Below are 15,918 nucleotides of genomic sequence, written 5' to 3' on the forward strand. Positions count from 1 at the left end.
GCGGGGCACGGCCGTGTGCGGCCCGCCTCCCGAAGGGGCGGGCCGCACACGGCTGCTGACTCAGCGGGCGTCGGCGGGGCGCTCGCCCGGCGGGTAGCCCGTGGGAAGGTTCACGGGCACGCCGTACACGCGCATCTCGGCGGCGGCCGCGTAGGGCTGCTTGTTGAGCGCGTCGAGTGCGGTGAACCGCACGTAGGAGGCGCGGACTTGGTCGAAGGAGACGCGCTGGGTCTGCGTGACGTCCTTCAGGGTGCCACTGGCCACCGTCGTCCAGTCCTTGCCGTCGTCCGACACGGCGACCTCGTAGTCGCCGACGCGTCCGTTCTGACCCCCGCTCTGCCGGCCCAGGTAGCCGAACCCGTCGATGTCGGCGGCGCCGCCGAGCTTCAGCGTCACCCAGTGCGGATACGGCGCCTGGGAGGCGGTGTAGTCGGTGTGCCAGATGGTGCCGGCGTCACCGTCGAGGACGTTGGACACCGGCCCCTCGGCGGCCCCCGAGGAGGTGTTCTCCGAGTCGGCGGTCGCGGTCATCGAGCCGGGCGCGAGCACCGGTTCGTCGGTCAGTGCGGCGCCCCCGTCCACGGAGACCGTCTTGATGGCTCCCGCGTGGGCGTAGGTGGCGGTCACCGTCCAGTCGGGCGAGGTGTCCGTGGCGTCGGCCGGCGGGGTGAGGAGCCAGTTGGTGCGGACGGTCGCGCCGGGCTTCACGCTCTCGAAGAGGTTGCCGTTCTTCTCGGTCACCTCGGCCTTCCAACCCTCGGGCAGGCCGTTGAGCGCGATGCCGACGTTGGTGGCGTCGGCGGACTCGTGGTTGGTGAACGTCGTGACGTACTCACCGGGCACCCCGGGGCTCAGCTCGGCGCCGGACGGGGCGGTGACCCCGGCGCAGGCGGCGCCGCCCTCGGCCTTGCCCAGGTCGGTGACGGTGAAGTCGTCGAGGACCAGGTCGGTGCCCCGGGCGCTGCCGAGTTTGCGCAGCCCGACCCAGGTGTCTCCGCAGCCGGCGATGATCTCGCGGGAGTAGGTCGCGGTGTCCAGGGCGGGTTCGAGGACGTCGCGGGTGATGTCCCGGGAGGTGGTCTTTCCGTCGGCGACCCGGTCCGCGCCGGTGACCCAGGCCCACTGGCCCTGGATGTTGGTCTGGTAGGAGAAGGAGACCTTGTACGTGTGGCCCTCCTCGAACGGCACCGTGGCGGGGGTCGTGCGGTGGACCAGTCCCGTGTTCTCCGCGTGGGACTTCAGCGAGTGCCGGCCGGCCAGTACGTCGTCGACGGCCTTGCCCTTCAGCGAGCCGGAGTCGTAGGGCGAGTAGGTGTTCTTCCACTCCTTCTGGCTGTAGGGCTCGTGCAGGTCGCTGATGCTCGTGCGCGGGTCGGTGACGCCGCCCGCGTCGCCCTTGACGAACGGTCCCCAGCCGGGCTGGTTGCCCTCGAAGTCGTCGCGGGCGACGACGGTGCCGTCCTCGGAGCGGGGCAGGGGTGCGGTGGTGTCCGCCATGACGCGTATGTCGTCCAGAACGACCGGGGCGCTGCCGGCGACGGCGCCCAGCTCCACGGCGACCGTGCCACCGCGCGGCGCGGTGAAGGCGACGGAGGCCCGCTGGGAGTAGGTGTCCCGCTTCTCGTCGGACGCCATCTTGTTCTGCGCCGGTGTGATGTCGAAGGTCTTCGTCTCCGTGTCCTTGCCGCCGCGCACCCGCAGCGTCGTGGCCCGGCGTTCGCCGGGGCCGATCTCGACGTCGGCGGAGAGCGTGTACCGCTTGCCCGGCGTCAGGCCACGGACCCGCTGCGAGATGCCGGAGGCACCGTCGCCCAGGCGCACCACGTTGTCGCCGTTGTCGGCCCGGACGATCTCGGCGCCGCCCCGCGCGTTCCAGTCGTCCAGGTCCCCGGCGTTGAAGCCCGGGTCGGACAGCCCGGTGTACTGGCCGTAGTGGGCGGTGCGGTGAGGTGCCTTGCCGCCGTTCGGCACGAGGACGTAGGGCTGCCCCTTCTCGGCGGTGAGCGTCACCCGTCCGTCGTGGGCCTTCACCCGGGTCTTCTTCGCCCGGCCCTGGTCGGTGAGTTCGTAGAGGGTGAAGTTCTTGTTGCCCGCGAACTGGTCGGTGAGTTCGAAGGTGTGCTCGCCGCCGGAGGCGCTGTAGAAGTACATCTTGTCGGCGTCACTGGGCGAGGAAGTGCCGTTGCCCTTCTTCGTGTCGCCCGTGTCGCCCGTGTTGCCGGTGTTGCTCGTGTTGCCCCAGGGCAGCAGGTAGGTGTCGCCCTTGAGGACTTCGGTGCCGTCCATGGAGATCCGGCGCTCGCCGTCGACGGACTTCACGCTCACCCCGCCGGTGAGCTTCGCGGACTTGCCGAGGTCCCAGTCCATCACCTGGTAGTGCTGGAGGAACTTGGTCGGCAGGTTGTCGGTCCAGATGTTGCGGTAGAAGGCGTTCCAGTCGTCGTGACCGGTCCAGCCCTCGAACTCGACGATGTTGGCGCCGCCGAGCAGCGGGTCGACGTTCCAGACGTCGCGGTCGGAGTTGGCCATGAACCGGACGATGTTCGAGTCGATGCCCTTGTTGGTGGCGCCGCCGTAGTTCTTGTCGGCGGCCCAGTGCGACCACACCGAGGTGCCCTCGAACTTGTACGCCCACTCGGTGGCGACCTCGAAGCCCATCTTGCGCAGTTCGGCCGCCAGTCCGTCGGCGAGCCAGCCGCTGGAGTAGTAGGCGTCGATGTAGACGGTCTTGATGCCCGGCGCGTCCTTGCGGAGCTGCTTGAACCGGTCGAGGATGGCGCCGGTGCCCAGGTCCTCGCGCTGGTTGATGTGGTAGGCCTGGTTGAGCCAGTCCCAGCCGTTGGCCTGGCCCTCGACCATGTCCTCGGTGAAGGACTTGGCCTGGGCGTAGGCCTCGGTGGCGTTGACGTGGACGGCGAAGTCCGCGTTGTAGTCGGCGCCGGTGCGGGTGAGCCGGTTGATGTCCTTCCAGCCGCCCGCGCGGACGTTCTGGTTGCCGCCGTAGTCGGGGTGGGCGGAGTCGTGGCCCTCGCTGGCGTAGCCCTTTTCCAGCACCCACTGGCCGAGGTTGTCGGTGGCCATGGAGATGCGCTTGGTGTTGTCCAGCGTCTTCAGGAACGGGTTGGTGGCCTGGCTCGCGAAGTTGAACGGGATCCGCTGGACCACGCGTTCGGGCACCCGGTCCGCGCCGAGCGGACGCTGCATGTGCTCCCGGTGGGCGATGGCGCCGTCCTGCCAGTCGACCGTGCCGTCCTTGTTGGCGTCGGCGGCGAGGACCACGGTCGCCCGGGGCAGCTCGTAGGTGTCGACCCGTGGATCGGTGGCGCCGTCGGGGTGGTAGGTGTAGGTGCCGACGGACAGCTCGGCCCGGCGCCGGCCGTCGCCCGCGTCGACGATGCGGGACTGCAGGCGGGTGTTCCAGTTGGTGTTGTCGTCCTGCGGCGAGTCCTCGGTCGCGTTGGTGACGATGCCCGCCGAGAGCTGCGCGTTGCCGACGAACGCGTACGGGGTGCCCACGGGCCCCTTGTCCGGGGCGGTGTCGCCGGTGATGGGGATGAAGCGGTCGGCGGTCGTCGTCGAGTCCGTGGAGATCTTCGTCCGGGCGAGGTTGGCGCCCGGCTCGTCGGAGTCCACGGAGACCAGGGACTGACCGGGGATCGCGAGGGTGCGTACGGTCGCGGCGGCCCTGCCGGAGATCTTCTCGACGGCGAAGACGACCGTCGTCTCCTCGGTGACCGTGATGGTGGAGGTGATCGTGAGACCGGGCAGGTCCTCGAAGGTGGAGGTGTAGGTCGCCCGGCCGCCCTTCGCCTTCATGGTGGTGGTGGCGCGGTGGGCCTTGCCGTTGATCGTGAAGCTGTCCAGGGCGGAAGCCCGCCCGTCGAGGTGGCGCTCGCCCAGCCGGTAGGAGATGACCTGGGGGAACTCCTTGGCCACGGTGACCGTCAGCCCGCCCCGGCTCAGCTCCACCGGCGTCCCCGCCGGCTCTGCCGCCAAGATGGCTCGGGACGGGGCCGCGCCCGCGGGCACGGTGGCGGCCGACAGCAGACCGGCGGTGAGGCCCAGCGCCGCCGCGACGGCGACGGCGCCCGGACGCGGTACTCGTCTGCGTCCGGGCGGGCGCGATGCGGCGGATGTCGGGATGTCCACTGGGTACTTCCTCCTCGAATCGGACGACGGGGGGAACGGTGGCGAACCGGGCGCAGTGGGCCGTCCTGCGTGGTCACCACGATTGTTATCGCTGCCACGACGCGGCTCGTCCGTCTCCTGGCTAGCGGCTGTGGCGGTCGGTAGGTGACCGACGCAACCGGAGTCACGTGCTGGCGGGAACTATGGCAGAGGTTGTTATCGATGCCAATAGGGCTTGCGCGGCTAGACTGCTGGGCAGGACCATCACCTGCGACCCGGCGGCACCGGCCGCGGGCTTCTGGAGAGGCGAGCGATGTCATCGGAAACACCGGGAGCCGGCAGGACGCCCGTGAGCAGCCGGACGGCCGACGACGGCGCCGCGCGGCAGCCCGGGATGACCGACGTCGCCCGGCTCGCCGGGGTCTCCGCCCAGACGGTGTCCCGGACGCTGGCCGGTCACCCCAACGTCCAGCAGGCGACCCGCGCCAAGGTGCTCGCCGCCGTCGAGGAGTTGGGTTACCGCAAGAACAACGCGGCACGGATGCTGTCGTCCGGGCGCAGCCGGACGATCGGCGTCGTGACGCTGCGGACCACCTTCTACTCCCGCGCGAACCTGCTCTTCAGCATCGAGGCCGCGGCGCGCGAGGCCGGGTACGCGGTCAGCACCGCCGCCACCGCGTCCCTGGACACCGCCGCCATCGAGGGCGCGCTGTCGCGGCTGGCGGAGCAGGACGTCGAGGGCGTCATCCTCTCAGTGCCGCTGGTGCACGTGAGCCCCAGGATCGAGCAGCTCACCCGCTCGGTGCCGACCGTCACCGTCGACGGGTCGAGGACACCGGCCACCGAGATCGTCGCCGTCGACCAGACCCTGGCGGCCCGCCTGGCGACCCGGCACCTGATCGAGCTGGGCCACGAGACCGTCTGGCACGTCGCGGGACCCCAGGAGTGGCTCGACGCCGCCAGCCGCAGCGCCGGCTGGCGCGACACCCTGGAGGAGGCGGGACTGTCCGTGCCACCGGTGCTGGAGGGGGACTGGACCCCCGCCTCCGGGTACCGCAACGGGCTGGTTCTCGGCAAGATCCCCGACGTCACGGCGGTGTTCGTGGCCAGCGACGAGATGGCCTTCGGGGTGATCCGGGCCCTGCACGAGCTCGGCCGCAGGGTGCCGCGGGACATCTCGGTCGTCGGGGTGGACGACATCGCACTCGCCGAGTACTGCTCGCCCTCGCTGACCACGGTGGCCCAGCCGTTCGCCGAGATGGGTGCCCTCGCGGTCGCCCACCTGCTGCGGCACATCGCGGACCCGGACGCGGCGCCGGAACCCGCCTCCGTCGAACCCGAGCTGGTCGTGCGCGCCAGCACCGGACGGGCCGACGCTCCCGACCGACGCGGGCCGTGAGCACGGCCTGTCGCGACCAGAACTGATCCTCTGCGCAACGGGATTCCTCTCTTCGCGTGGGGCTCCGGGACGGCGGGGGTGATGGTGGCCGGGCGGTGGCGGTGGCGCCTACGGTGCGGAGAGCCCTGCGCGCCCGGCCGGCGCCCGGAGCACGGTGAGTTCGGCCATGCTGGTGAACGGGCCGCCGTTCGTCGCGGACAGGGCGCGGAAGCGCACGTGCCGGGCGGTCGTCGGCGCGAAGGTCACCTGCTTCTCCGTCTGGTCGTCGGCGAAGGCGCCGCGGGCCACCGTGCGCCAGGTCCGACCGTCGTCGCTCACGCTGAACTCGTAGTCGCCCACCCGGCCGTTGGTGCCGCCGTCCTGCCTCGGGAGGTAGCGGAAACCGGCGAGACGGTGGCGGGCACCGGTGTCGACGGTGATCTCGTGCGGCGGGGCGTCGGGGGTGGGGGAGTAGGCGGTGTGCCAGTGGGTGTACGGGTTGTCGTCGAGTGCTCGCGTCGCGGCGCCCGGCTCCTGCTCGGTCTCCTCGCTGTCCACGGACGTCACCCGCATGGAGGACTTGGGCAGGGCGGTGGGCTCACCCGGCGCCGGGCCGCCGATGGCGTCGGCGCGCGCGAAGAACTCCCACACCGTCGTGGAACGCGGGCCGCCCCAGGAGCGCTCCGCGAGGATCTGGAGCGGGCGCCGGGCGAAGAAGTCGAACCACTCGGGACTCTGTTCCTCCGCCTTGTCCGACCAGCGGGCGACCTTGTAGCCGGTGACGTTGTCCGGCGCCGGGAACGCGTAGTCCTCGTAGACGGCGCGTACATCGACATAGCCGTAGTCGCCGATCTTCCGGCCGAAGCCGGGGGACACGTACAGGCGTTGCTCCGGCGTCGCCACGACACGGTAGCCCTGCTCGGCGAGGGCGGAGGGGTCGTCGCTGACCCAGGTGTCGAACACGATGTTCTTGTCGGGCGCGATGCTGCTCTTCTGCCCGTAGACGTTCCACCACTCCCACGCCTCGGTCGTCTTCCCGTGGCCGCGGACCTGGCGGTTGAGGGTGTTGAGGAAGTCCACGAACACGTCGCCCGGGTAGGCGAAGCCGCGTTCCTTCTGGTAGGCGACCAGTTCGGGGCAGGCGTACTTGGCGGGGTCGTAGCCGATCTCGTCGCCGCCGACGTGGAAGTACTCGCTGTCGAACATGGGGATGATCTCGTCGAGCAGCTCGCGGACGAAGTCCCGGGTGTGTTCCTTGGTGATGTCCAGGGTCCAGCCGCCCTGTTCACCGCCCGGCCACTGCGCCTTGTCCATCGACTCGCAGGAGAACCGCAGCGAGGGGTCGTAGGTGGTGATCGGAGTGGCGTGACCGGGCAGGTCGACCTCCGGGATGATCTCCACGTGGTAGCGGCGCGCGTAGTCCTGCAGTTCGCGCAGGTCGGCCGCCGAGTACGACTCCTCGGCGGCGAGACCCGGGAACTTCTCCGTCCGGATGCGGAAGCCCCGCCAGTCGGTCAGGTGCAGGTGGAAGGTGTTGAGCTTCTGCCAGGCCATCAGCCGTATCTGCGACTTGAGGTGGCTCACCGGGTAGAACTTGCGGCCCACGTCGAGCATCTGGGCGCGCTGCCCCATCCGCGGCCAGTCGCGCGCCGTGCCCCGGGGGACACGGGAACGGTCGGGGTCGGCCTTGAGGATCTGCTGCACGGTCTGCGTGCCGTAGAAGACGCCGGTCGGTGTGGGGGCCTCGAGGGTCAGGGCGGAGGCGGACGTCAGGCGGTAGCCCTCCGGGCCCAGCGCTTGGTCTTTCGTGCGCGTGGTGAGGAGCACGTCGCCGCGACGCGGGACTCCTTCGGCCACGGGGACGCTACGGCCCGACAGGGCGGACAGGTCGGTGGCGAACGTCCTTGCGGTGTCGGCGAGTTCACCGGCCTGCGCGCGGGGGACGACGACGCGGCTGTGCCGGGTCAGCCGCCAGTCGCCCTGGTCGCCCCGCCACTCCTGGAGGCTGGGGACCACGGCGGGAGCGGGGTTGGCCGCCTTCGGACTTGGGGCGGCCGCCGTGGCCGAGGACGATGCCATGAGCGGCAGGAGCAGGGCCCCGACGGCGAGCGCGGCCATGGCGCACGGCGTACGGCGCGCCCGGCCCCTCATCGCAGGTCCACGCGGTCGCCGGTGACTGTGGAGGTGGTCCGGACGCCGTCGGGGGCGAGACCCGTCACGGTGAGCTCGGGGACGAAGGAACCCCGCGCGACGTCGGCTTCGCCGCGGTTGCCGTGGGCGCTGTGACCGCCGTGGCCGGCGGCGTGCGCGCGGACGGTGGTCGGCCCGGCCGCGAGCAGGGCCGTGGTGAGCAGTGCGGTGGATCGGCGTGGCATCAGTGCGATCACTCCCTTTGCAGGCGTCGCGGCGCGAGTCGGACGCGCGGTACGTGCCCGAGGCGAGCCGCGATACCTGACATCAGACGTCGTATGTAAACGCGGGAGGAAACCTATTGAGGTGTAGACCACCCGTCAAGGTGTCGCGGACGGATCCGCCAACTCGGCCCGCACGGTCTTGCCGCCCGGTGGATGGGGGAGCGTCTCCCAGCGGTCGGCGAGCGCCTCGACGAGCGCGAGGCCGCGACCTCCGGTGCCGAGCGGTGCGTCGGGCACCGCGTTCGCGTGCGGAGCCGGCGGCCACTTGTCCCCGCGCGCGTCGGTGACGTCGATGCGGAGGCGGCCGCGTGGGGCGTCGAACACGAGGGTCAGGCGGAAGTCGCGGCCCGGCAGGTGGCCGTGGAGCACGGCGTTCGCCGCCAGTTCCGCGACGACCGTCTCGGCATGCTCCACCAGGCCCTGCGGAGCGCCCCACGACCGGAGTCGGCCCACGGTGAGCAGCCGGGCGAGCCGGGCGCCGCGTCGCGTGGAGGAGAGCAACTGCGTGAAGGTGAGGTGGGGTGCGGTGAGTTGGGGAGTGGGTTGGTTCATGGGGCGAGGGTGGCGTGCGGCCACGGCCTGTCGCGAGGGCCGCGCTCCGTACGCGGAGTCAGCGTACGGGCACGAAGAGTGGACGGTACGCAGGTCCGGCCGCCACGCTGAGCGGTGAACGTGCTGGTGCCGACAGGGCTGGAGAAAGGGGCGGCGGATGGACATCGTCGAAGTCGAGGGGGAGGCCGGGCCCGAAAGGGCGGCCGGACCGGAAGGGGAGGCGGTGGAGAGCGCCGATGTCCGGGCGGTTCCGGCGGGGGAGTGGGAGCGGGAGCCGCATCCGTCGGACAGTCTGCGGACGTTCGGCGCCGTGGTCCAGGCACTGCGCGAGCACGCGGGTCTCAGCCGGGTCGACCTCGGCACCCGGGTCCGGTACTCCAAGCACACCGTGGAGTCGGTGGAGTTGGGGCGCCGGATGCCGGACCAGGCCTTCGTGGAGCGGGCCGAGGAGGCGCTGGGCAACACCGGAGCGCTGCGCAGGGCCGCGCGGCATCTGACGCGGGGGGAGGCGGGGTTCGCGGCGTGGTTCCGGCGGTGGGCCCGGCTGGAGCGGGAGGCGGTGAGCCTGAGTACGTACGAGTGCAGGCTGGTGCCGGGGCTGTTGCAGTCGGAGGCGTACGCGCGGGCGGTGTTCGACAACAGCATCCCGTTGCTGACCGACGAACAGGCGCAAGAGCGGGTCACCGCCCGCATGGAGCGGCAGACCATAATGCGGGAGCGGCCGACCGTGCCCTTCGGCTTCATCGTGGAGGAGTCGGTCCTGCGGCGCGGGCTGGGCGGCGCGCGGGTGCAGGCGACCATGCTGGACCATGTGCTCGAACTCACGGCGCCGCGCAATGTGACGGTGCAAGTGGTGCCGTTGGAGCTGGAGTTCCATGGGTGTCTGGACGGGCCCGTTCAACTGGTGGAGACCTCGGAGGGACGACGGCTCGGCTACTCCGAGGGGCAGCAGAACGGACGGCTGATCTCCGACGTGAAAGAGGTGAGCCTGCTCTGCCGACGCTATGACACACTGCGCTCGCAGGCCCTGAACCCCAGAGAATCCAGGGACCTGCTGGAGCGACTGCGAGGAGAGCTATGAGCAGCGGCAGCGGTACGTCGGAACTCGCCTGGTTCAAGTCCAGCTACAGCGGCACTCAGGGCGACAGTTGTGTGGAGATCGCGTTCGCCGAACAGGCCGTCCGCGTACGGGACTCCAAGGATGTCACCCGTCCGGACTTCGCGGTCGGCCCGGCGAGCTGGGCCCGGTTCGTGCGGTTCTCGTCGGGGCACCGCGAGGACTGAGGCGAGGTCACGGTGGGCTGTGCCCACCGTGACCGGCCCGTCCGGTCAGTTCGCGGTGCCCTCCCGTCGCGCGTCGCGAGCGGACCGTGCCCGCATCCTCCGCTGCACCCGCCTGCCCCGCGCGACCGCCAGCGGGAGCGCCCGCAGGCCGAGTGAGGGGAGGGCGTCCGCCAGGCGGACCTGCAGCCCCCGCAGGCGGGGTACGGCGGTGACCGGACGTGGACGGTCCAGAATCTCGCGGACCGCCGCGACGACCTCCTCGGGCCGGAGCAGCTTGCCGGAGAAGGACAGGGCCGAGGCGGGGTCGTCCAGGTTGTCGTGGAGCATCGGGGTCCAGATGCCGTCGGGGCAGACGCAGGAGATGTCGATGTCCTTGATCCCGGCCAGGCGCAGGTCGGCGAGGGTGCTCAGGCTGAAGCCGATCGCGGCGTGCTTGGAGGCGGCGTACACGGCCTCGCCCGGGACCGGCGTCAGGCCCGCCAGCGACACGACGTTGACGATGTGACCGCCCGCGCCGCCCCGCATCGCGTCGATCGCGGCGACGGTGCCGTTCATGGTGCCGAGGGCGTTGACCTCCAGCATCAGGCGGCGCACGTCGGGTGACTGTTCCCAGGCGGGTCCGGTCACGAGTACGCCGGCGTTGTTGACCCACACGTCGAGGCGGCCCGCCTCCTCCACGACGCGGTCCCGTGCCGCGGCGACCTGGGTCTCGTCGCGCACGTCGACGGCCGCCCACAGCACGCCGGGTCCGAGCTCGGCCGCCGCCGCGCGGGCCGCCTCCGCGTCGAGGTCGGTCACCAGCACGAGGTGGCCGCGCTCGACCAGCAGCGCGGCGATCAGCCTGCCGAGGCCGCGGCCCGCCCCGGTGACCACCGCGCCGGCGGGGGAGTGCTTCATCGCCGGCCGCCCTTGACCGTGCCGTAGGAGATGCCGCCGTGGACGTACGTGGGCACGACCGGCCAGAACCGCTTCCACGGGGCCAGTTCGGTCGAGGGCAGGATCTGCAGCCAGCGCGGGTCCGCCGTGCAGCGGTCGGCGAGGGTCTTCTCCTTGACCATCGAGTCGTACTGGTCGAGGGAGTCCTCCAGGGTGTTGGCGTTGGGGCAGATCTCGCGGCCGAAGTCCCGGTGGTAGCGCCGCACGCCGGGGATCCTGGACAGCTCCGGCTGCCAGTTGTCCAGCGAGATGCCGTTCTCGGAGGACACCCAGACCCCGTCCGGCGTGTTGATCACCAGCGAGTGGTTGCCGTCGGTGTGTCCCGGGGTCCACAGCAGCGCGATGCCGGGGCCCAGTTCCACGTCCCCGGCGAAGGTGACGAACTTGTCCGGGTCGACGCCGCCGAGTCCGCCGTCGACGTACCACGCCCACTGCATCGGGTGCAGGGACCGCAGCGTCGCCAGCTCGCGCTCGTGCACGAGCATCCGCGCCCCGCCGAACAGCGGTTCGCGGGGGGCCGACTCCCCGTCGACGACTTCGGTGGATCCCAGGATCATCCGCGGGTCCTGGACGTGCAGATGGTCGAAGGTGCAGAAGTCGATGTCGTCGGCGGTGAGCCCCAGCCGGCGCAGCACGTCGCCGGGCTCCGCGTAGTACTTCAGGACCGTCCGCTCGAGGAGCTTGCCGCCGGGGACCTTGTCCGTGACCTTCTGGAGGTTGCGGTAGAAGGGGGCCTCCGCGGAGCCGTCCGGCACCGTCGGCTCGAAGACCAGCGTGCGGGCCCGGCCGTCGAAGTCGTCGTACTGCACGACGATCATGCGGTTGATCATCGAGATCAGCGGGAGCGACGGCACCGAGACGGCGTCGTGGAAGGCGTACTTCACCGGATACGGCGCCGCGGCGATGTCCACGGACTTCACCGCGCGTACCTGACCCTGGGCCTTGAAGCGCTCCTTGTACGCCGCGGCGGCCTCGCGGACCGCCCGCAGCCGTTCGCCGCGCGGCCACACGTCGTGGACACCGTCGAACTCCGGGATCGGTCGCGCCCCGATCGCGGTCAGTCGGTCGGTTCCGGTCGTCGGCATCGGCCACTCCTCGCTCTCGTCGGGGCAGCAGGATGCCCCTCGGGGAGTGCCCGGACTTGTTTCGGCGCGACAATCTTGGCGTCGCGCGACGATCCCGGAGTCAGTGGGTGCCCCGCACCCGGCGCCGGACCTCGGTGGGGCTGGCGCCGTGCCAGCGTCGTACGGCATGGCTGAACCCGGACTGGTCGGCGAACCCCGCCATCGCGGCCACCTGCCCGAGCGGGAGGTCGGTGGTGGTGAGGTGGCGCAGCGCCACGTCCCGCCGTACGTCGTCCACGATCTCCTCGAAGCCGGTCGACTCCGCGGCGAGCCGGCGCTGCAGCGTGCGGGGATGCAGCGCGAGGAGCCGCGCGACGTGGCCGATCGTCACGGGGCCTGCGCCGACGATCCCGGTCACGGCCCGCCGGACCCGCGTGGAGACCAGACGCTCCGGATCGGTGTGGTGACTGGTCAGGTAGTCCAGGGCGAGCCGGTGGATCGTCGTGTCCGCGCTGCGGAACTCCTCGTCGAGCAGCCGCCGTTCCGTGCGGAGCGCGGCGGTGGGGCATCCGAACCGCACCTCCGCCCCGAAGAACCCGGTGTAGCGGGGCACCGGCGACAGCGGCCGGTGCGGCAGCTCCACCGAGCGAAGGCCGGCCGGACCGCCGAGCAACGTCACCGCCACCCGGTAGAAGAGCCCGAGTCCGAGTTCCATGGCCTGCGGGGAGTACGGCGACTCACGCAGATCCTTCCGGTAGGTCAGCGCGACCACCTCACGGCGGCCCCGCGGATCCGGTTCCACGCCGATGCTCAGCGCGGGGCTGTGCACGAACATGAAGCGCGAGGCGCACTCCAGTGCCTCCGCCACGGTGGAGGACGCCTGGATGGCCAGCGCCAGCCTGCCGAGAATGCCGACATCCTGTGCGGCGGCCAGCCGGAGGCCGAGGTCGGGACATCGCAGCTCCCGCGCGACCGCGTCGAGCATCAGGTCGTGGCTCGTGATCGACACGAGCCCCTCCTCGGAGGTGAGCGCCTCCGGCGGGATGGCGAACCGCGCCAGGTACTCCCCGGGGGTTCCGCCGAGCTCCTCGACGAGCCGTGCGAAGCCGCGCAGACTCGCTCCCCGGATCATCGCGCCCATCGGCTCATGCTAACTCCGGGGGCTGGACCACTCCGTGTCTGCGCGGCTACTGTGCTCGAAGTTGCAAGAAGTAGCGACTTTCCAAGCGCGTATGTGCATTGGTCGAGACCTTTCCCGGGAGTCTCCGTGCATGGGGCCCATGCCGTGGAAACGCAAGGCCGGCCCGACTCGGCGCGGCCGCCCCAGCCCGTTCCGGCACGGCGCACGGTTCGAAGGAATTCTCTGACGCAACGTCACCGGAGGCGCAGTGAAGCAGACATCGGGATTCGCCAGACCCCGACAGCACGCCTCGTCACCACGCTCCCGTCCGTTCCCTCCAGAGCTTCGGACGGTGGCGGCCTCTCTCGCGCCGGCACTGTCGGCCCTGCCGGCGGATTCCTCAAGGCAAGGGGCGCGAACACCATCGCGCCGGCCGTCGCCGCGGAGCGGTCCGGCGTCGGACCGGACTCGGTGGAACTCGTGAACCAGGGCACCGTACGGGGCGTCGTCCCGAGCCGGCCCGACACCTCGCCCGGCTACCGGCAGCTCTTCGGCGCCCCCGGGCCCCACTGACCTGCGCGGGTCCAGTCCGGACCCCCACAACAGACCACATCGGAAGGGCAGGACAGACATGTTCAGGAACCGGGCGGCAGGTCCGCCCCGAGAACGCCGGAGAGCCGTCGGGCTGGTCGGCGCCCTGCTCGGCGTCATGGTCGCGCTCCTCCCCGCGTCCTCCGCCACCGCACGGACACCGCAGGCGGCGTCCGACGCGTCGGCGGCGCCGCGGGTACTGCCCGCACCGCGGACCTGGGACGCGGCGCCCGGCGAGTTCCGGCTCGGCCGGCACGCGCGGATCGTGCTCGCCGACGCCGACGCCCGGACCAGGGCGGACGCCCGCAGGTTCGCGCGCGAACTGCGCGAGACCACGGGCCGGGCGCCCGCGGTGGTCGCCGCACACGGCGACGGACGGCCGGGCGACATCGTGCTGCGCCAGGACACCTCCCGGAAGCGGGAACTGGGCACCGAGGGATACCGGCTGGAGTCCGGCGACCGGCTCACCGTCACCGGCGCCACCTCCACGGGCGTCTTCTACGGCACCCGTACGGCCCTGCAACTGCTGCGCGAGGACCGTACGGCACCGGCCGGGACCACCACCGACGTCCCCGAGTACCGCGAGCGCGGCGTCGGCGTCTGCGCCTGTTACACGCACGTGTCCATGGAGTGGTTCGAGCGGCTGATGCGCGACATGGCGTACCAGAAGCTGAACCAACTGTGGATCGAGGCGAAGGTCAAGAGCGACGTGGACCCGGAGTCGGCGTTCTGGGGCTACTACACCAAGGACGAGATCCGGAGCCTGAGAGCGCTGGCCGAGCGCTACCACATCGAACTGGTCCCGGAGATCAACTCCCCGGGCCACATGGACCCGTACCTCGAGAACCACCCCGAACTCCAACTGAAGGACAAGAACGGCAAGGCGTCACCGCCGCGGCTCGACATCACCCGCCCGGAAGCCTTCGCGTACTACACGTCCCTCGTCGACGAGGCCCTTGAGGTGTGGGACACCCCGACCTGGCACATGGGCGCGGACGAGTACATGATCGGCTCCGCCTATCCGAACTACCCGCAGCTCCAGGCGTACGCCACTGAGAAGTTCGGTGCCGGGGCCACCCCGGACGACGTGTTCGTCGACTTCATCAACCAGGTCAACGCCCACGTCCGTGCGGACGGCCGCACCCTCCGCATGTGGAACGACGGGCTGTCCGGCCGCAACACCGTCGTTCCGCTCGACCGGAACATCGCAGTCGAACACTGGCTCGGCGGCGGGGAGACGCAGAAGCCGTCCTCCCTCCTGGCCGAGGGACGCCCGGTGATGAACTCCGCGTACTCGCTCTACCTGGTGCGCGGCGGCTACACCATGAACACGCGACACCTGTACGAGTCGGGCTGGACGCCGCTGCGCTTCGAGGGCGAGACGCTCGTCTCCCGGCCCGAGAACCTCACCGGCGCGAAGATCAGTCTGTGGCCGGACAGCGCCGCCGCCGAGACGGAGAACGAGGTCGAGGCCAAGGCGTTCATGCCGCTGCGGTTCATCGCCCAGGCCACCTGGGGCGGACCACGGCCGAGTGCCACGTACGCGGGGTTCGAGGAGCTGGCCCGGGGCATCGGACACGCTCCGGGATGGGCGAACACCGACCGCACGCCGCTCGCGGACGGCACCTACGCGCTGGTCCGCGACGGCGAGCGGCTCGCGCCCACGGCCCGGGAGGCCGGCGCCACCGTCGGCCTGACCTCCGCCGACGACGCCACGTGGGCTGTGGCGGCCACCTCGGACGGCTACTACTCGCTCCGGTCGGCCCAGACAGGACTGTGCCTGGACGCCAACCGCGGCAAGCGGTACCTCGGCGCGCCGTTGGAGAGCGGGGCGGAACTCTCCCAGGAGACCTGCTCGGCGGAAAAGCGCACCCAGCGCTGGCAGGTGACCGGGCGCCGGGGGTCCGTGACGCTCGTGAACGCCGTCTCCCAGCTCGGCCTGACGACGCGGGCCACGGACGGCACGGCGTTGCAGACGGCACCGGACGTGACGGCGCCTACCCGGCTCCGGGCGGTCCCGCAGGGCTGACCCGCTCACCGTCGCCGGGGTCCACCGGGATTGGCGTACTGCCAGGTCGGCACGAGACGCCGCAAGGAGAGGAGGGGCGGGTGGCGGGCCTCATGGGCGGCGCGGGGACAACTTGTACTGCTCGATGACCGCCCACGGTATGACGCGGCCCGTCCCGACAGGCGGACGCTCCGGTGCCGTCGTTCCAGAGCAGGTCGCTGATCTCCGACATGGCGGCAACAGGACAACGGCGACGAACCTCCGCGACCGGGTCAGGCCCGGTGGGAGTTGCCGGACGTCGGCGCGGGGGTGGGCAGGGGGCTGGTTGCCGCCCGGGTGACGTCGCCGACGAGTTCGACGACGTCGGGGCCGTACGCCTGTGAGTTGACGACCTTGAGCAGCAGTACGAAGGAGTTGTTGCCGTGCTTGCGGGCCAGTTTCTC

The 15,918-nt window shown here is 71.2% G+C and carries 11 protein-coding genes; 4 read left to right on the forward strand and 7 right to left on the reverse strand.

The window, feature by feature from the left end; translation table 11 throughout:
* Nucleotides 1–60: 60 nt before the first annotated feature.
* A complete protein-coding gene (locus KUM40_RS13625) occupies nt 61–4,149 on the reverse strand; it encodes an endo-alpha-N-acetylgalactosaminidase family protein (protein ID WP_217166099.1) in 4,089 nt (1,362 codons plus the stop codon).
* Nucleotides 4,150–4,441: 292 nt separating this feature from the next.
* Between KUM40_RS13625 and KUM40_RS13630 the strand changes: the two genes are divergently transcribed.
* Nucleotides 4,442–5,527 carry a LacI family DNA-binding transcriptional regulator gene (locus KUM40_RS13630; RefSeq protein ID WP_374227379.1) on the forward strand — a complete coding sequence of 362 codons (1,086 nt, stop codon included), beginning with the start codon at nt 4,442–4,444 and terminating at the stop codon, nt 5,525–5,527.
* Nucleotides 5,528–5,635: 108 nt separating this feature from the next.
* Here the strand turns inward: KUM40_RS13630 and KUM40_RS13635 are convergent, their stop codons facing one another.
* The 3 genes from KUM40_RS13635 to KUM40_RS13645 all read right to left on the reverse strand — a co-directional run bounded on the left by KUM40_RS13635 (nt 5,636) and on the right by KUM40_RS13645 (nt 8,472).
* Nucleotides 5,636–7,624 (reverse strand): family 20 glycosylhydrolase, encoded by a 1,989-nt coding sequence (locus KUM40_RS13635; RefSeq protein WP_217166100.1) that lies wholly within the window; start codon nt 7,622–7,624, stop codon nt 5,636–5,638.
* Between the two features lie 29 nt (nt 7,625–7,653).
* A complete protein-coding gene (locus KUM40_RS13640) occupies nt 7,654–7,881 on the reverse strand; it encodes a hypothetical protein (RefSeq protein WP_217166101.1) in 228 nt (75 codons plus the stop codon).
* Between the two features lie 135 nt (nt 7,882–8,016).
* Complete coding sequence (locus tag KUM40_RS13645) at nt 8,017–8,472, reverse strand: ATP-binding protein (protein WP_217166102.1); 456 nt, start codon at nt 8,470–8,472, stop codon at nt 8,017–8,019.
* Nucleotides 8,473–8,629: 157 nt separating this feature from the next.
* On the opposite strand from KUM40_RS13645, the gene KUM40_RS13650 reads away from it, so the two are divergent.
* Complete coding sequence (locus KUM40_RS13650) at nt 8,630–9,553, forward strand: helix-turn-helix transcriptional regulator (RefSeq protein ID WP_217166103.1); 924 nt, start codon at nt 8,630–8,632, stop codon at nt 9,551–9,553.
* Complete coding sequence (locus KUM40_RS13655; RefSeq protein ID WP_217166104.1) at nt 9,550–9,756, forward strand: DUF397 domain-containing protein; 207 nt, start codon at nt 9,550–9,552, stop codon at nt 9,754–9,756. Before KUM40_RS13650 ends, KUM40_RS13655 begins: the two co-directional genes overlap by 4 nt.
* A 45-nt stretch (nt 9,757–9,801) precedes the next feature.
* On the opposite strand, the gene KUM40_RS13660 is transcribed toward KUM40_RS13655, so the two are convergent.
* The 3 genes from KUM40_RS13660 to KUM40_RS13670 form a co-directional block, all read right to left on the reverse strand.
* Nucleotides 9,802–10,653, reverse strand: coding sequence for an SDR family oxidoreductase (locus tag KUM40_RS13660; protein WP_217166105.1), 852 nt, complete (start codon nt 10,651–10,653; stop codon nt 9,802–9,804).
* The gene (locus tag KUM40_RS13665; protein WP_217166106.1) at nt 10,650–11,777 is read right to left on the reverse strand and encodes a hypothetical protein; all 1,128 of its coding nucleotides are present in this window, start codon (nt 11,775–11,777) and stop codon (nt 10,650–10,652) included. The genes KUM40_RS13660 and KUM40_RS13665 overlap by 4 nt, the downstream gene beginning before the upstream one ends.
* Before the next feature lie 100 nt (nt 11,778–11,877).
* Nucleotides 11,878–12,897 (reverse strand): AraC family transcriptional regulator, encoded by a 1,020-nt coding sequence (locus KUM40_RS13670; protein ID WP_217166107.1) that lies wholly within the window; start codon nt 12,895–12,897, stop codon nt 11,878–11,880.
* A gap of 610 nt (nt 12,898–13,507) precedes the next feature.
* Between KUM40_RS13670 and KUM40_RS13675 the strand changes: the two genes are divergently transcribed.
* Nucleotides 13,508–15,496 (forward strand): family 20 glycosylhydrolase, encoded by a 1,989-nt coding sequence (locus KUM40_RS13675; protein WP_254395064.1) that lies wholly within the window; start codon nt 13,508–13,510, stop codon nt 15,494–15,496.
* Nucleotides 15,497–15,918 lie beyond the last annotated feature (422 nt).

This window comes from Streptomyces sp. AC512_CC834 (genome assembly GCF_019049325.1).
Lineage (GTDB): Bacteria > Actinomycetota > Actinomycetes > Streptomycetales > Streptomycetaceae > Streptomyces.